Genomic DNA, 15156 nt, shown 5'->3' on the forward strand with positions numbered 1-15156 from the left:
CACCGCCGACCTGACCAACTTGTCCAGTACGCCGGTGGGGTGCACTCTGTAGCAGATAAGACCTACCGTGGGAGCTGACATGACCGTCTCTGTTCGTTGGTTGCTGACGCAGCCGGACTTGGCGCTCGAGTTGGCAGGCGGGCGAGAGGGACTCGACAACGAGATCACCTTTGCGCACACAACCGAGCTACGAGACCCCGTCCGGTGGTTGTCCGGCGGCGAACTGCTGCTGACCACGGGCCTCCGGTTGCCCTCGGCAATAGCGGACCGAGCCACCTATCTGCGCGCCCTGAGCGAAGCCGGGGTCGCTGCCATCGGTTTCGGTACCGGCCTATCCCACACCGAGGTGCCGGCGGACCTCATCGTCGCTGCAGACGAGATCGGTGTTCCGCTGCTGGAAGTCCCGTTGCCGACCCCGTTCGCCGCGGTGGTGAAACGCGTGATGAGTCGTCTCGCGGAGCAGGAGTACGAGGCGGTGCTCCGGGCCTCGCGTGCGCAGACGAGGATGACCCGAGCTGTAGTCGTCGGGGGCACCGGCGCGACGGTTCGCGAATTGGCACTTGCTACCTCCGCGTCGGTGATACTTCTCGATGAATCCGGACGAGTCCTGGAATCTCACCCGGCGCAGCCTTCCGATACCGAGCTCACCGAGGTGCGTGAAGTGCTCGGAGCCGGCACCGGCGGGTCGTCGAGCAGTGTGTCGCTGGTGCGATCCGGGGCTTCCATCACGGTGCAACAGATCAAGGTGGGCAGCACGTCGCACGGACACCTGGTTGTCATCAGTCCGGTCACGCTCGGCTATGTGGATCAAATTTTGCTGGGCCACGCGAACTCGTTGTTGGCGTTGGACTTCGAGAAACCGGTCCGGCTCAGGGTTGCGCAGAACCAGCTCAATTCGCACGCCTTGGGTCTCTTGCTCGCCGACGACCGCGATCTGACTCCGGCCTGGTCTCAGGTGCGGCAAGCGGCGGATGCGAACGGAATGCTCCGCGGTATGACCATCGTGGCCGACAGCTCGGAGTTCGCCGAACGCGTGCAGGACGTCGTCGATGCGGCGTTGGCCAAGGCTGGAAGGCAGGTCTTCACACGGCGTCACGAATCGCGCGTCACCGTGCTGCTTAGGGGAACCGACGACGTCGAATTCGCGCGTTCGTTGCTCAGCGCCCTATCCGTGTCGGCGCGCAAAGTCCTGCGGGTAGGCCTCGGCGGGAAGCGGGAGGTGGCTGATGTGGTGGCGTCCATCGAGCAGTCACGGCTGGCCGCGTCGGTAGCAGAATCCGGGGCGGAGCCGGTGGATTTCGCGACGCTGACGGGACGCGCACTGTTGACCTTTGCGTCGACGCGCGAAGTTCTCAATTCGTTGGCAGACAACGTGATCACGCCGATCGATCAGCATGACGTCGCGCATGGTACCGACCTACTCAGATCGCTCCGAGCATTCCTCGAAGCCAACGGTCACTGGGAGTCCGCTGCGGCCGTGGTCGGGGTTCATCGCCACACGTTGCGGAGCCGAATCTCGCGAATCGAATCGCTGATCGAGTGCGATCTGGACAACGCGAGGGTGCGTGCGGAACTGCTGCTCGCGATCCACGCCCGGCAGTCGTGACCGCCGGGCACAGACCGAAAGAACTAACTGCCGACAGCCGCGGCGATTGCCGCGGCGGTGCGGTGCCCCATTCGCACGGCGCCGTCGACGTGTTGATATCCCTCAGCGGCAATATCGGAGCAGGAGAAGTGGATCGGCCCGACCGGGGTGCGGCTGTCCTTGCCGTAGCGGTGTAATCCGCCGAGGTCGAAGCTGGCTGCGTACGCGCCGCGGGTCCATTCCTCCGAACCCCAGTCGGATTCGTAATAGACCTCGGGCTCAGCGGCTTTCGGTCCGAGGTAGCGTGCGAACGAGCCGAGAATCTTTGCGCGACGTTGCTGTTCGTCCAACTCGAACATCGCGTCGGCTTTGGCGTCCGACACGAAACCGACGAGGGTGCCGCGGTTGTCCTGGTAGTTGGTGTTGTCGTAGACCTCTTGGACGATTTCGGAGGCGCCGAAGCCGGTTCCCGACAGGCCGTCCTCGCGCCAGAAGGGCGTGTTGTAGACGGCGTGGACCTTGATGACGAGTCCGAGCGATTGGTGTTGGTGCATCTGGTGTTGACGCCGCGGCAACGGGGGGTCGTACGAAATGCGGGAGTAGAGGTTCGGTGGAACGGCGAGAATCACGCGCGACGCGTGCACTTCGATGTCGCCGTCGGCGATCACCACTGCTCCCTCGGGGTTCCATCGAACGGTTCTGACCGGGGCGCCGAGAAAGACGTCGTCGCCGAGGGCGGCTGCCATACGGATCGACACCTGTTGCATGCCGCCGACGACGCGTTTGTCGAGGATGAAGTTCTCGTCCACCAAATGCGAGAACGAGCCGGCCGAGGCGGCCATCAGCACGGCCTGCAGGGCGGAGAACGCGTGCGCGGGTTTGGTCAGCATGCCGCCGGCGATGAACATGCCGATGTTGCCGCGGGCCTCGGAGTCGTCGGATTGGCCGATCAACCATTGCTCGAACGAGATCGTGTCCAGTTCGCGGGCAAGTGGGTGCGCCCACGGCTCCTCCGGCCCGATCTGCGCGGCCAAATCGTCGAGGACGGCGACGAGGCGATCCATTTCCTTCTCGGTAGTGCCGTCGACGGGAAACGAGTCACCCGAATACCGAGTTCGCTCACCTGCGGACGAGATGTAGACCGATTCGCCCTCGCGGTACCTGTCGAACGTCTCCAGCCCGAGTTCGTCGATCAGTGCGATGAGGGACTCCTGATCGGGGGAGACCCATTGGCCCCCGATTTCCAGACTCGCGCCGTCGATGGTGTCGGTCCAGGTGCGTCCGCCGACGCGATCACGAGCCTCGAGGACGGCGACCGAGAGTCCCGCCTTGCGGAGTTCGGTTGCCGCGGCCAGGCCGGAGGGACCGGCGCCGACGATGGCGACGTCACGTTCGAGGGTGGGCACTGTCGAGCTCCTTTGGCCAGCGGTACATCGGCATCTTTCCGATCGCAACCCGAATTCTTCCCGCTGGCGTCGCACGACGCATGCGACGATGTGGCTAATCCGATGTCCGCTTACGCTCCGTTTCGGACCCCCGGGTGCGCTCGCGAATCGAGAAACCTACGGTTTTTCGAGGCATTCGAACCGAGCGGGGATGAGGTGCTCGTGAATTGGATCTGCCGACGATCATTGGGTCAGAAGGTTGCCGTATCTACCTCGATGGAAAAGCAGTGGATTGCGATCGTCCGAGTGCACGTGGTGCACCCGCGAGACCACGATCATGTGATCGCCTGCCTCGTGTTGGGCTTCGACTTCGACTTCGAGCCAGGCCGCAGCCTCGGCGAAGATCGGCGCGCCACCCGGGGAGGGGGTCCAGGATAAGTTCTCGAACTTGTCCGCGCTGCGACGGGAGAGTTGCCTTCCAATCGATTCCTGACCGTCGGAGAGAATATTGATCGCGATTCTGCGCGCCTTCATCACGCTCGGCCACGATGTACTGGTGTGGGCAACGCAGAATGCGACCAGCGGAGGTTCCAGCGATACCGAGGTGAACGAGTTGGCTGCCAGGCCGACCGGAACGCCGCTGTCGGGTTCGAGGGCCGTGATCGCAACGACTCCGGTCGCGAAGTGGCCGAGTACCGACCGCAGAGCGTCCGGGGAGATCGCAGCAGAGGCGTCAGTGATGTTCGATGGCTGGTTCACTTGTGCGAGACCGCCTTCCGGGTCGGGGTGGGCGGCGAGTCCGTCCTCACCGCAGCAGCATACCAAGCGATCGCTTGGTTGCTCGCTTCATGTGAGTCCACCGCAGACTTCCGTCGCCGCGAAGCGTGCTGATGCGAGCGCACAGATCTCGGCCATTGCGACGCGGGCACGCGGAACGGTTGCCGTGTGCATGAGGAATCCGTGGGCGAGACCCGGGTATCGGATCATCGCAGTGGGGACGTGCGCGTCCTGTAATCGGCGACCGTATTCTTCGACGCCGTCTCGAATGGGATCGCCATGGGCAGAGACGACGATTGCAGGCGGAAGGCCGGAGAGATCGCTGGCCTTGGCTGGGGTGCCGTATTCGTCGTCGGCGGCTGGATCATCGCCGAGATAGAGGGCTTTCATCCAATCGATGTCTCCAGCGCTCAGCAGCGGGCTGTCCCCGAACTGCCGCATCGACGGGCGGTCTTGCCTGCGTTCGACCCCCGGGTACACCAGAATCTGCTGCACTAAATGTGGACCAGCGGTGTTTCGGGCCCGCAGAGAGGTGGCAGCGGCAAGGCCGCCGCCCGCGCTGTCACCCCCCACGGCGACCCGGCTCGCCGAGACGCCCCAGTTCTTTGCGTGCGCCACCACCCATTCGGTCGCTGCGTAGGCCTCGTCATTTGCAACAGGAAAAGTAAACTCAGGAGCGAGTCGGTAATCGACATTCACCACCACAGCACCCGTTCCCGCTGATATCTCCCGCGCCATCCTGTCGAACGAATCCAATGTGCCCATGATCATTCCGCCACCGTGGAACCACACCAGCGCGGGTGCGTCGGTCGCTGGGGCGCAATGGGGTCTGTAGATCCGGATCGGAATCGAGCCATGTGGACCGTCGATCGTGAGGCGGTCCACCGAATTCATATCCGGACCCGGTGGGCGCTGAATCGATTCCAACTTTGCGCGTGCCGAGTGCACACCCGAGAGATGCATAGGCGGTACGGCGTTGTCACGCATGAGGTCGACGCGCGCTTGAACCTCTGGGTCGTAGCGGTAGTCGGTGGTGCCGTCGAGTGACGGATTCACGAAGGTACCTGATCACTTGCGGGTGTCGTCCGAGTCGAAGCGGCGGCACTCTTCCCCGCGCGACGACCGAAGAAGCTGCCGTCACCCAAGCTGGCGCCGCTGGCGTAACCGCCGGCACACACCCCGGACGTACACCGACCCGCCGCGAACAATCCGGGTATCGGTTCTCCCGAGACGTGCAGAACCTCGGAATCGACCGTCGTCTTGAGGCCTCCGAGCGTGAACCCGCCCGTCATCCCTCGCAGATCGTACGCTGCGATCGGTGTCCCCAACGTGCGTACCCATTCGGGCTTCTTTCCCAGGAACGGGTCGGACTCCGAGACTGCGTGACGGTTGTACACTTCTACGGTCGACGTCAGTCCACCGGCAGGGATTCCCATCTCGGACTCAAGTTCGGCGACGCTCTCGCACACCCATTTCGGTGCCGAACGCATGATGGAACTTGTAGACACGGTCGCCGACGCCTCTTCGTAGGATGCCTCGTCGATGACGAGGAATGCATCGCCGCCCTGACGTAGCAGCACTTCCTGCCCGATGCGCCCCGGATACGTGTCCTCCGCGACGAAGCGTTGACCTCGACCGTTGACGAGGATTCCGCGTGCCATCAGTTGTGGATCGCTGAATATTGCGATTTCCGTTGCGTCCATATGGGCGGTCGCTGCACCTAGCGCCTGCGCCATCCGAATCGACCGTCCGTCATGGCTTTCGATCGACGCGGCGGGCCGGCCCAGGATGTGGGGCGCGCTGTCGGTGAGCATGTCGTTGTCGTATGCGAAACTCCCTGTGGCCAGCACGACCCCGCGTTCGGCGCGAACTGCGAAATCGGATCCGTATCGGCGAACCATCACTCCGGTGACCAGTCCGTCGTCGTTGACGATCAAAGACTTGGCACGGCAGTCGTAGAGTACGTCCACTCCGAGCGACCTGGCCGTCTCGATGAGCGGTTGCATGAGCATGTGGCCGCCGGGGAGTTGTTGTCCCTCCGCCGATTCCGACTTCTTGGGCAGGTGCCCACGAGGAGCCGGCGGAATCGTTGCATTGAACGGGGCGGCATTTTCACCACCGGAATACATGAGTCCTTCACCGTGTGGAGGTTCCCAGCCTGGCTCACCCCAGAAGGATTCTTCGAACTCGACGCCGGCATCGACGAGCCAGTTGTAGTGGTTCACACTGCCTTCGCAGTACTCCTCGATTTTGGCGACATCGACGCCAGGCCCCAGAGCGGCTTTCATGAAAGCCTTCATGTGGTCGACGGAGTCCTCGAAACCGAGGGACTTCTGCAGTGGGGTGCCCCCGCCCAGATAGATGAAACCGCCGGACATCGCCGCTGCGCCACCACCGCCGCCAAGTAGCTCGAGAACAAGAACGCGTGCGCCTGCCCGCGCAGCTTCGATCGCCGCAGTGACACCGGCGATACCGAAGCCCGCAACGACTACGTCTGCTCGATGGGACCAGTCAGCGACGGCCATGTCACGTACAGGTTTGATGGTCGGATCGATCATGGTGACCTCCGTAGTGGTTGTGCGGAACTGTCAGTACAGTCGGCCGGTGGTCCGGACAACAGTCGACTTCCCGCCCAGCGAGACTTCGGACGGAACGAATCGGCAGTGGGCCGGACGACCACGGGGGACTGTCGACCGTCGTTTCGGGACGGGTGCTAGCCGTTGTCCTCTACGGGGGGAACGGTAATCGCGGATATCCCGGTGATGAAGTCTGCGACTACTCGGCGCTCGGAGATCCGCCAGACCCCGTCGCCACCACGAGCGAATCGGTCGATGTACTTACCGTGTCCGACATAGTTTCTCGCAGGATCGTCGAACGGCTCCTGCCAGTGGTAGGCGAGCACGTAGGACTCTGCCGTAGCTACATCCCCGTCCACTTCGGACAGGTGATTCGCAAGCACATGCCTGGTGCCGTTCAGCTGTTCGAGCGCCGGCCAACACCACGCGATGAACTCGTCCACCGTTCCGGTGAAACCGAGGTGATAGTCGAGAGCCCCGTCCTGATAGCAGCTGCGCACGAGATCGGCATCGACCTGGTCGATAGCTTTGCAGTAGCGCAAGACCACATCGTGGATAGCGCGGCGATCGATCAAGATCTGCAGCTCGGGATGCAGACTCGACTCCGTGCCCGGTGCGCCGGAGTTGTCGATCGAGGTCATAGTTCGAACCTCGTGGCGATCTCGTCGAGCGTTGTCATTGCCTCGGCTTCGGAACCGTCTCCAACGCCCCAGCACGCGTCCGTGACTCCAGCGGCCTCGTACTCGTCGAGACGCTCGGGATCGGGGGCCAACGCTCGAATGATCGGTGCGCCACTGCGGCCGGCGGCAGCCCAGCTGTCGACGAGTTCGCTCGAACGCGCGACCACATCATCGGTGCGGGGCGTACTCATCCATCCGTCAGCGTGCGCGGCGATCCATGCGAGTGTCTTCGGACCTGCCTCGGCTCCGATGATCAGAGGTATGTGGTGCTGAGGTTTCGGCCATGCCCAGGACGGGCCGAAGGAGACGAATTCACCCTCGTAGGAGGCCTCTTCCTGGGTCCACAGCGCACGCATCGCTTCGATGTGTTCCTTCAGGACGGTACGCCGCCGGTTGAACGGGACACCGTGGTGGGCCAATTCGTCTGCGTTCCAACCGAATCCGGCACATATGCTCACCCGTCCGCCGGATAGGAAGTCGAGTGTTGCGAGGGTTTTCGCCAGAGCGATCGGGTCATGCTGTGCAGGCAGCGACACAGCCGTCGACAGTTCGATCCTCTCGGTGACTGCGGCCGCTGTGGCGAGTGCAATCCACGGATCCAGGGTGCGCATGTATCGATCGTCCGGCAGAGTCGCGTCGCCGGTTCCCGGGTGCGGAGCCTCGCGTTTCACCGGGATGTGAGTGTGCTCGGGTACATAAATTGCGTCGAATCCCCGCTCCTCCGCTGCTTGTGCCAGCTGCGCCGGCATGATTCCTCGGTCACTGGTGAACAACACCACTCCATGTCGCATCCACCGACGGTCACAGTAGGCGCTCGGACAATCAAGCGTATGTCCCGACAGGTGGTCATCGGATATTCTTTTGCACGCAAACGGCTTTGGGAGATGCTGCCGAGACAGCCAGTTCGTCGCGAGTTGACGGCCTATTCACTAGATTTTGATCTCGGCTACGAGATTGTTGCCTCTTGGCTCTTTCAGTATTGCGAGTGCTGTCAGGGTGATGCAGGCGGTGCCGACCATGATGAGCACGAGTGGAACACTCGACCCGTCCGAAGCCAGGACGAGGATGGCGGCAATCATCGGCGTGAACCCGGCTCCGATCAAACTGGCCAACTGGTAGCCGAGCGAGACGCCTGTGTACCGGACCTCGGTCTCGAACATCTCTGACAGCATCGGAGCCATGGGCGAATACATGAGATTTTGCATGACCTGGCCGATCATCATCGCGAGCGTCAACTGCAGGATGGACCCGCTGCCGACCATCGTGTACATCGGCCATGCCCAGAGGGCCGCGCCGATCGCGCCTACCAAGACGACGGGTTTGCGTCCGACGAAGTCGGACAGTGCAGAGAACGCTGGAATGCAGACCATGGCAACGAGGGTCGTGTAAAAGAGAGCACCCACCACATCGGAGCGACTGAATCCGATTTCGGTGCCGTAGGCGACCATGTGCGAACTGATCAGTGCGGTCAACGCAAATGGGCCGATCCCCACGGCGCAGGCGAGGAAGAGCGCCTTCTTCTGTCTTGCAAAGATTTCCACGACTGGCATCCGAGGAGGAGCCTTGTCGTCGGCAAGTTGTGCAGCTGCTTTGAAGATGGGACTCTCTGCGACACTCATGCGGATGTAAAGGCCGATGATCAGCAGAAGGGCGCTGGCGAGGAACGGAATACGCCAACCCCAGCTTTCGAAGTCGTCCTCCGGCAACCTGGTGACTACAGCGATCGCACCAATGGCTACGAGGTTTCCGAGAGGTGAGCCCAACTGCATGATTCCGACCCAGCTGCCCCGTCGGCGAGTGCCTGCGTGCTCGATGACCATCAGTGCGGCACCGCCGTACTCGCCGCCGACCGCGATGCCCTGGATGGTGCGGAGCAGAATCAACAGGATCGGAGCGGCAATGCCGATTGTGCTGTAGCCCGGCAGCACGCCGATCAGCGTACTTGCGACCCCCATGAGCATCATCGAGGCTACGAGCGTCCGCTTGCGTCCGAGCCGATCGCCGAAGTGGCCGAAGACCAGACCACCGAGCGGGCGTGCGACGTACCCTGCCGCCAAAGTTCCGAACGCAGCGATGGTGGCAACTCCGCTACTCGAGTCCGGGAAGAACACCGAGCCGAAGATCAGAGCCGCCATCGTGCTGTACAGCAAGAAGTCGTAGTACTCGATAGTGGTCCCCAGCAAGCTGGACAGCGCGACCCGGAGTATTCCGCGTTGGCGTGGGACGATCTCGTCACCTGCCGACGGCGTGGTGCCGAAGGCATCGTCTCTTTCTGCTTCGCGGCTAGTCATCGGTGAGGCTCCATTCGTCGTTGCCTGCCTACCAAGCAAGCGCTTGGCAGTTTGGTGCACGACTGTAGTATGGAAGTGGCGGATTGGGAAGATGTGTGGATGGTGTATCGGTATGAGACACCTGATCGTGCGGTTAGCCTGCGGCGTCGATCATTTCGATGACCTCGATAAGGTTTCCGTGTGGGTCGGCGAGGAAGACGACCTTCACCCCGTGCCGTTCCATCGACTGCAGCGGCATCTCGACCGACGCCCCTGCGGAGAGGGCGTGCTCGATGGTTGCCTGGACGTCCGCGACCTTCATTCCCAAAATGACCCCGCCGGCAGGATTGGGGCGCTCCAGGAACTTGAGGAGTACCAGGCTGCACCCGGTGTCATCGCTGGAGTGGAGGATTATCTCTTCGATCCCGAAGTCCGTGCCCGGATTCGGCTCTACAACACGGGTGACGACGTAAAAGCCGAACACATCTTCGTAGAACGACAGAAGCTCTTCCGGATCATGGGTGATCAGTTTGACGAACGGCATGGTGGGCTGCACGGGACCTTTGGCGTTCATTGTTTTCTCTTCCTAGTTGACTTCAGGTGCGTGTTGATTGGGCTGACTGGCATGCCTTATGGGTGGTTGTCATCCGGCACCTGGCGGCCAGTACTGGTGGCGAGCGACATTTGCCCTTCTTCGACGCGAAACGAAAGACCAATTCAGGCTAGGTGCATGCTGCAGTTTTGAGAATGAAGGTGTCCGCCCAGCGGGCACAAACAGCAACGTAGGCACTCGATTTCGACCCCGAGTGAAGATCGCGAATCCACTGTTGCCAATGGGGAGGTCAGACCGGCCGGCCGCCTGTCGTCGTTCGAAACGGACAAATGGCCCGGTTTGTTGGATTGTTCCCACCTAGCGGGAGATGTTGCCAACCCACGTTGATGCCAGGTGTGAGATCAGGCACTTATTCGGTGCTCGTCGGGAGCGCCTTCAGTGAAGGGAACCAGGAATGAAGGTCGATTCTCCGCGGGCGCACAGAACTGCCGACGACGACGCGGGGTGGACCCTGCCCGGGGTGCTCTCGCTCGCGTCCATCGTGATCGTTCTGGAGGCGCTCACGCTCAGCTACGCGATGATGGCGATTGCATTGCCTGCCATGTCGATTCACTACGGGACCACCCAGGGAGCGTGGGTTTTCGCTGCATTTCTTCTGGTAGGCGCAGTGGCTAGTCCGGTGGTCGGCAAGCTTGCCGATACACATGGCAAGCGTCGGCTCCTGATGCTGTGTGTGGGATTCGGAATTGTGGGTTCCGTCGTGTCTGCGGTGGCTCCCACCTTTACTGTCCTCGTCGTGGGTCGGGCAATTTCCGGATTGCTCGTGGCCTCGCTTTTCCTGAGCTATTCGTTGATCCGTGACGTATTTCCGCCCAGGACAGTCGCATTGGCGGTGAGTATCGCCACCACAGGAATGGGTTTGATCGCTATCCCGACGCCCTTTCTCGCCGGATGGCTATTGGACGGGTTTGGCTTTCGGAGCATCTTCTGGTTCCTGGCTGCAGTGCTCGCCGTCGGCGCTGTCCTGATTTTGCTCACAACTCCGGAATCGGCAGTTAGGCTTCGTTCCACGATCGATCCCATCGGTGCAGTTCTTCTCGGCAGTGGGCTCGGAGGGGTTCTCGTCGCAGTCAGTTTCGGCTCGACGTGGGGTTGGACCGCCACCTCGACGCTGTTCTTCTTACTGGGCGGTATCGCTGCACTCGCGGCGTGGGTCGTCTCATCACGAATCATCAAAGACCCGTTGGTGGACCTCCGACTGTTTGCGCACCGGCCGGTGCTGCTGATATCCATCGCTGCTGGGTTCGTGTATGGCATCTCGGCTCTGATCTCGATCATGCTGCCGTTGATGATCATGACGCCTGACCTCGGACTGGGCTATGGGTTCGGGGCAAGCGCGGAACAGTTCGCCTTCTACGGCGCGCCGATGGGAGCTCTCGCCGTCGTCGGTGGATTGGCTGTGGGCCTGGTGGTCGGCCGGAAGCTCGTCAAACCCCGAACGATGATCATCCTCGGACTGGCGACCAGCGTAGTAGGGGCATCCGCGATGGCCTTCTCGCACGACGGAAAGCTGCTTGTTGTCGTGCTGATCGGAGTTTTCGGACTCGGTCAGGGCATTGCGTACGCAACGATTCCCAACCTTCAGATCGAAGCTGTGCCGCCGCAGCTCCAGGCCTCCACCGCCAGCATCGTTGCCGTCTTCCAGAGCACGTTCGCTGCATCTCTGCCAGTGATCATGTACGCCGTACTCAATGCGAACGTCGCCTTTGCTTCCGAGGGGGCGGTCGTGTACTCCGACAACGGAATCAAGTATGCGTTCCTCTTCGCTGGGGCGTGCGCTCTGGTTGGGGTGCTTGCCTCGATCCTCATGCCGCGACGGGTGAAAAGACTCGCCGTGCCGTCGGAGCAGACCGATATCGTGGCCGCCGAACCGTCTTCTCGATCTTCGGTGTCCTAGCTTTGTCTCATCCAAATCCTCGGTGGGTGGTTCGTCAGCCATCCACCGGGTATTTGGTGATCTTCAGCCAGACTGACCTGAGGTGAGTCGATCGATCAGACGGGTCATCATGTGACGATCGGTGCGGGGGCCACCAGGGGTGTAAGCACCATACTGTGCAATTTCGGCGCCGATGTCGAGAGGACGCGTGGGCGCAACTCCTGGTATCAGTTCGTCACAGACCAACGCGTCCGGCACCAACCATGTGAGCTCGAATTCGATTCCGTCCGGGTCCGAGCCGTACAGAGCTTTGGTGGACGCGTGATTGGCGGCCCCGGACAACGCGCCATGCTCGTCGAGACGGATCTTGGCCTCGGCGAGGTCGTGTAACGTTTCGACCTCCCAAGCCAAATGGAACAGTCCCACTGCCCCTTGTGCGGCCCCTGGGGTCGAGGCCTGGAACAATCCGAGATCGTGATCGTTCCCGGATCTGGTTCCGCGAAGAAACACCCGCCTGCGAAGTCCGGTCCGATCTGCTCGAAACCCAATACCGTGCAATAGAATTGAGCGCTTCGTGTGACGTCGGACACGAACAGAACTGCGTGGTTCAGACTACGAACGGCCACAGCGAACTCCCTCTTCGAATGAACGGCCAGTGACCACCTCCGCACTCGGAGACGTACGCGTGCGTATCCTCGCAGCGCCGCGCGAACGTACGTGGTTCTCTCGCCCGGCGGTGGGCGTCATCCCGTCTGGCGGAATGCGGGACTCGAGCGGGCCAACGAAATCGACACTGATTCACATCGCCTCGAGCACGAAGCCGTTCTCGTGTGGGTTCAGCGGCAGGAGCGTGACGCCGTCTGCTACGTCGGCGGCAGTGATGTCGTCGATCAAGCCGCGCAGTCCGGTTCGAGTACCCACATACCGGACCGATCCGGAACGGGAGGGCGAAGTGAATTCCGAGGCTTCCCTGCGTGCTGTTCGGGCGTCGTCTGCAACGTGATACAGAATGTCGAGGAACACTGCTGGACGTGTGCCTTCGCTCGACGCATGTGCTCGAATCCGTGCCGTTGCGGCTTGTGCTTCCTGCAGGTCCGAGGCGGCAATTCTGATTACGTCCTGTGAACGTTCGGAGGTCGACTCCTGGCCGGGGCGCAGTTCCGCCCAATGTCCTCCGGATATCCGGGCAAGCCGACGCTCTCGTACGCTCATGTTCATCATCCTCGAATAGTTGTCCGTGTCAGTGGTGAATTGGTGAATTGGTGAAGGGAGGCATTACGCATTGCCCTGCGCCATTGCCGTCAACGAACGGTCGACCCGGCGTCGACGGGCAAGAGCACTCCGGTGACGTACCGGGCTGCATCGGAGATGAGATAGCTCAGCGCGCCGAACACATCGGCTGGCTCGATCCGATCGACGGGGAGACTGTTGGTGAATATGCCGGCGAGATCCGGTCGTTCTTCCAGTAGCCGCGGCAATACGGACGAGTGTCCCTGTGGGGTGTCGACGCCGGTCGGGAGTATCGCATTCACGCGAATATTCATGTTGGACAGTTCGAGTGCGAGCGATCGACACATGCCCACGAGCGCGTGTTTGGAGACTGTGTATGGCAAGTAGAAGGGTAGGCCGACGACGCTACCGCTGGATCCGATCATCACGATGCTGCCACCGCCGCGCCGCACTAGATGGGGGATGGCGGCGGCGCACGTGTTCCAGACCCCGCCGACGTTGATATCCATGGTGGTCTTCCAGATGTCCGCGGTCACCTCGTCGTACGTCTGTACCGAGCACACCGACGCATTCGCCACTACGACGTCGAGGCCGCCGAACTCGAGGACTGCGGAATCGACCACGGTTCGTAGGCCGTGCGCGTCGCGAACATCGCATACGGCCGCGTGGATTCTTCCGCCGAGTTGCTCGACGAGGCGCACGGTCTCGTCGAGGCCCGCTTCGTCTCCCATCCGATACGGTACGAAGTCGATCTGACGGCAGATATCGACAGCGATGATGTCCGCTCCCCGCGCGGCAAGCGACAGTGCGTGATGCCTTCCCTGACTCTGTGCTGCTCCGGTGATCAGCGCGACCTTGCCCGACAGATCCATCCATGCTCCGTCCGAAATCCGATTACTATCTACTGCAACACATTAGACCCGAATTCGCTTTCGGCCATCCATGTGAAGAAGCTTCCCGTCCAGTGGGATCGGTGCGATTATCGCCTCTGACGAGGCGATATGGTGCGATCGACAGCGCTTGTTTTCCGGACATACAGGGGTACCTTCCACATGTACGATCATCTCGGCTCGGCCTCCCCATCGGAGGTGCAGCGGTGAATCCGTCGTCGGAACATCTTCCACGGAAGGTTCGAGTCGTCGGATTGGTCGAGGAGACTTACGATGCTCGATCTGTCCTCGTCGAGCCCCTGGCTGATTTCGCGCACGAGTTCGGCTACACGCCAGGCCAATTCATCACCGTTCGGGTCCCGGATCATGGCCGTGGGGCGGCGCGCTGCTACTCGCTGTCGAGTTCCCCTCTGGTCGATTCGACCCTGAAGTTCACGGTCAAGCGCGTACACGACGGGCATGGGTCGAACTGGCTCTGCGGCGATCTGTCGATCGGTGACGAACTCGAGGTTCTGCCCCCCGCAGGGGTCTTCACGGTGCACTCTCTTGATCAGTCGGTGGTGCTGGTCGCAGGCGGCAGCGGGGTCACCCCGATCATCTCCATCGCCAAGACCGTACTTTTCGGCGGTACGGGCAGCGTATTCATCGTGTATGCCAACCGCGACGAGAAGTCCGTCATTTTTGCTGCGGAACTCCGTGAGCTGACCGAGAAGTTCGCCGATCGGCTCACGGTGGTCCACGTGCTCGAGTCGGTGCAGGGATACCCCACGTTCGACGGTCTCCGCGATCTGATTGCGCCGTTCGCGGATCGCACCATGTACGTGTGCGGACCTGTGCCGTTGATGGATCTTTCGCGTTCGGTGTTCTCGGCCTTGGGCGTCGATCATTCGCGTGTGCACGTCGAACGTTTCGTGTCCCTCAGCTCGAACCCGTTCGAGACTGCCACCGCAACCGTGAACCCATCACAGGACGGTTCGGTCGGCGCCGTGTCCGTCCAGGTGAGTATCGATGGCGATCAGAAGACAGTCACGTGGCCCAGATCCAAGCGTCTGCTGGACGCCTTGCTCGACGCCGGCATCGACGCTCCCTATTCGTGCAGGGAGGGCGCTTGTAGCGCGTGCGTGTGTGCGCTCACCTCGGGCAAGGTCGAATTGGCCCACAATGAAGTACTCGAGCAACAGGACATCGACGACGGCTACATCCTGGCCTGCCAGGCGGAAGCCGTCAGCGACGACATCGCCATCGAGTACTGACGACAAAAGCTAGTGCACTGA

The 15156-nt window shown here is 61.8% G+C and carries 14 protein-coding genes and 1 pseudogene; 3 read left to right on the forward strand and 12 right to left on the reverse strand.

The features are described 5' to 3' along the window. Nucleotides 1-79: 79 nt before the first annotated feature. On the forward strand, nucleotides 80-1606 hold the full coding sequence (locus D8W71_RS07880; RefSeq protein ID WP_121112447.1) for a PucR family transcriptional regulator: 1527 nt from the start codon (nucleotides 80-82) through the stop codon (nucleotides 1604-1606). 23 nt (nucleotides 1607-1629) lie between these two features. Here the strand turns inward: D8W71_RS07880 and D8W71_RS07885 are convergent, their stop codons facing one another. The 8 genes from D8W71_RS07885 to D8W71_RS07920 form a co-directional block, all read right to left on the reverse strand. Beyond that, on the reverse strand, nucleotides 1630-2991 hold the full coding sequence (locus D8W71_RS07885; protein ID WP_121112449.1) for a flavin monoamine oxidase family protein: 1362 nt from the start codon (nucleotides 2989-2991) through the stop codon (nucleotides 1630-1632). A gap of 222 nt (nucleotides 2992-3213) precedes the next feature. Then, a complete protein-coding gene (locus tag D8W71_RS07890; protein WP_236077781.1) occupies nucleotides 3214-3729 on the reverse strand; it encodes a flavin reductase family protein in 516 nt (171 codons plus the stop codon). An 87-nt stretch (nucleotides 3730-3816) separates the two neighbouring features. After that, nucleotides 3817-4734, reverse strand: a complete 918-nt coding sequence (locus tag D8W71_RS07895; protein ID WP_121118791.1) for an alpha/beta hydrolase — start codon at nucleotides 4732-4734, stop codon at nucleotides 3817-3819. Nucleotides 4735-4799: 65 nt separating this feature from the next. Then, nucleotides 4800-6305: an FAD-dependent oxidoreductase gene (locus D8W71_RS07900; RefSeq protein WP_121112451.1), complete on the reverse strand. Its 1506-nt coding sequence runs from the start codon at nucleotides 6303-6305 to the stop codon at nucleotides 4800-4802. A gap of 155 nt (nucleotides 6306-6460) precedes the next feature. Next, nucleotides 6461-6964 (reverse strand): nuclear transport factor 2 family protein, encoded by a 504-nt coding sequence (locus D8W71_RS07905; RefSeq protein ID WP_121112453.1) that lies wholly within the window; start codon nucleotides 6962-6964, stop codon nucleotides 6461-6463. Next, complete coding sequence (locus D8W71_RS07910) at nucleotides 6961-7794, reverse strand: LLM class F420-dependent oxidoreductase (protein ID WP_121112455.1); 834 nt, start codon at nucleotides 7792-7794, stop codon at nucleotides 6961-6963. The genes D8W71_RS07905 and D8W71_RS07910 overlap by 4 nt, the downstream gene beginning before the upstream one ends. A 138-nt stretch (nucleotides 7795-7932) precedes the next feature. Further along, the gene (locus D8W71_RS07915; RefSeq protein WP_121112457.1) at nucleotides 7933-9294 is read right to left on the reverse strand and encodes an MFS transporter; all 1362 of its coding nucleotides are present in this window, start codon (nucleotides 9292-9294) and stop codon (nucleotides 7933-7935) included. 133 nt (nucleotides 9295-9427) lie between these two features. Beyond that, a complete protein-coding gene (locus tag D8W71_RS07920) occupies nucleotides 9428-9847 on the reverse strand; it encodes a VOC family protein (protein ID WP_121112459.1) in 420 nt (139 codons plus the stop codon). 433 nt (nucleotides 9848-10280) lie between these two features. On the opposite strand from D8W71_RS07920, the gene D8W71_RS07925 reads away from it, so the two are divergent. After that, complete coding sequence (locus tag D8W71_RS07925; protein ID WP_121112461.1) at nucleotides 10281-11783, forward strand: MFS transporter; 1503 nt, start codon at nucleotides 10281-10283, stop codon at nucleotides 11781-11783. Between the two features lie 63 nt (nucleotides 11784-11846). On the opposite strand, the gene D8W71_RS07930 is transcribed toward D8W71_RS07925, so the two are convergent. From D8W71_RS07930 to D8W71_RS07940, 4 genes and pseudogenes are all read right to left on the reverse strand, one after another. Continuing rightward, a complete protein-coding gene (locus tag D8W71_RS07930) occupies nucleotides 11847-12188 on the reverse strand; it encodes a VOC family protein (protein WP_328588819.1) in 342 nt (113 codons plus the stop codon). Nucleotides 12189-12256: 68 nt separating this feature from the next. After that, nucleotides 12257-12433: pseudogene (locus D8W71_RS28240) on the reverse strand (VOC family protein); the annotation flags it as partial. A 127-nt stretch (nucleotides 12434-12560) separates the two neighbouring features. Further along, nucleotides 12561-12974 carry a hypothetical protein gene (locus D8W71_RS07935; protein ID WP_153275342.1) on the reverse strand — a complete coding sequence of 138 codons (414 nt, stop codon included), beginning with the start codon at nucleotides 12972-12974 and terminating at the stop codon, nucleotides 12561-12563. Nucleotides 12975-13063: 89 nt separating this feature from the next. Further along, on the reverse strand, nucleotides 13064-13864 hold the full coding sequence (locus D8W71_RS07940; RefSeq protein ID WP_201265292.1) for a mycofactocin-coupled SDR family oxidoreductase: 801 nt from the start codon (nucleotides 13862-13864) through the stop codon (nucleotides 13064-13066). Nucleotides 13865-14088: 224 nt separating this feature from the next. On the opposite strand from D8W71_RS07940, the gene D8W71_RS07945 reads away from it, so the two are divergent. Next, nucleotides 14089-15135: a ferredoxin--NADP reductase gene (locus tag D8W71_RS07945; protein WP_236077782.1), complete on the forward strand. Its 1047-nt coding sequence runs from the start codon at nucleotides 14089-14091 to the stop codon at nucleotides 15133-15135. Nucleotides 15136-15156 lie beyond the last annotated feature (21 nt).

The sequence above is a fragment of the Rhodococcus sp. P1Y genome, assembly GCF_003641205.1.
Classification (GTDB): domain Bacteria; phylum Actinomycetota; class Actinomycetes; order Mycobacteriales; family Mycobacteriaceae; genus Rhodococcoides.

Bases quoted from the DNA above. Each gene is read 5' to 3' on its own strand.
- D8W71_RS07920 (WP_121112459.1), bottom strand. From the start codon at position 9,847: ATGAACGCCAAAGGTCCCGTGCAGCCCACCATGCCGTTCGTCAAACTG.
- D8W71_RS07925 (WP_121112461.1), top strand. From the start codon at position 10,281: ATGAAGGTCGATTCTCCGCGGGCGCACAGAACTGCCGACGACGACGCG.
- D8W71_RS07900 (WP_121112451.1), bottom strand. From the start codon at position 6,305: ATGATCGATCCGACCATCAAACCTGTACGTGACATGGCCGTCGCTGAC.
- D8W71_RS07905 (WP_121112453.1), bottom strand. From the start codon at position 6,964: ATGACCTCGATCGACAACTCCGGCGCACCGGGCACGGAGTCGAGTCTG.
- D8W71_RS07880 (WP_121112447.1), top strand. From the start codon at position 80: ATGACCGTCTCTGTTCGTTGGTTGCTGACGCAGCCGGACTTGGCGCTC.
- D8W71_RS07915 (WP_121112457.1), bottom strand. From the start codon at position 9,294: ATGACTAGCCGCGAAGCAGAAAGAGACGATGCCTTCGGCACCACGCCG.
- D8W71_RS07935 (WP_153275342.1), bottom strand. From the start codon at position 12,974: ATGAGCGTACGAGAGCGTCGGCTTGCCCGGATATCCGGAGGACATTGG.
- D8W71_RS07940 (WP_201265292.1), bottom strand. From the start codon at position 13,864: ATGGATCTGTCGGGCAAGGTCGCGCTGATCACCGGAGCAGCACAGAGT.
- D8W71_RS07895 (WP_121118791.1), bottom strand. From the start codon at position 4,734: ATGCGTGACAACGCCGTACCGCCTATGCATCTCTCGGGTGTGCACTCG.
- D8W71_RS07910 (WP_121112455.1), bottom strand. From the start codon at position 7,794: ATGCGACATGGAGTGGTGTTGTTCACCAGTGACCGAGGAATCATGCCG.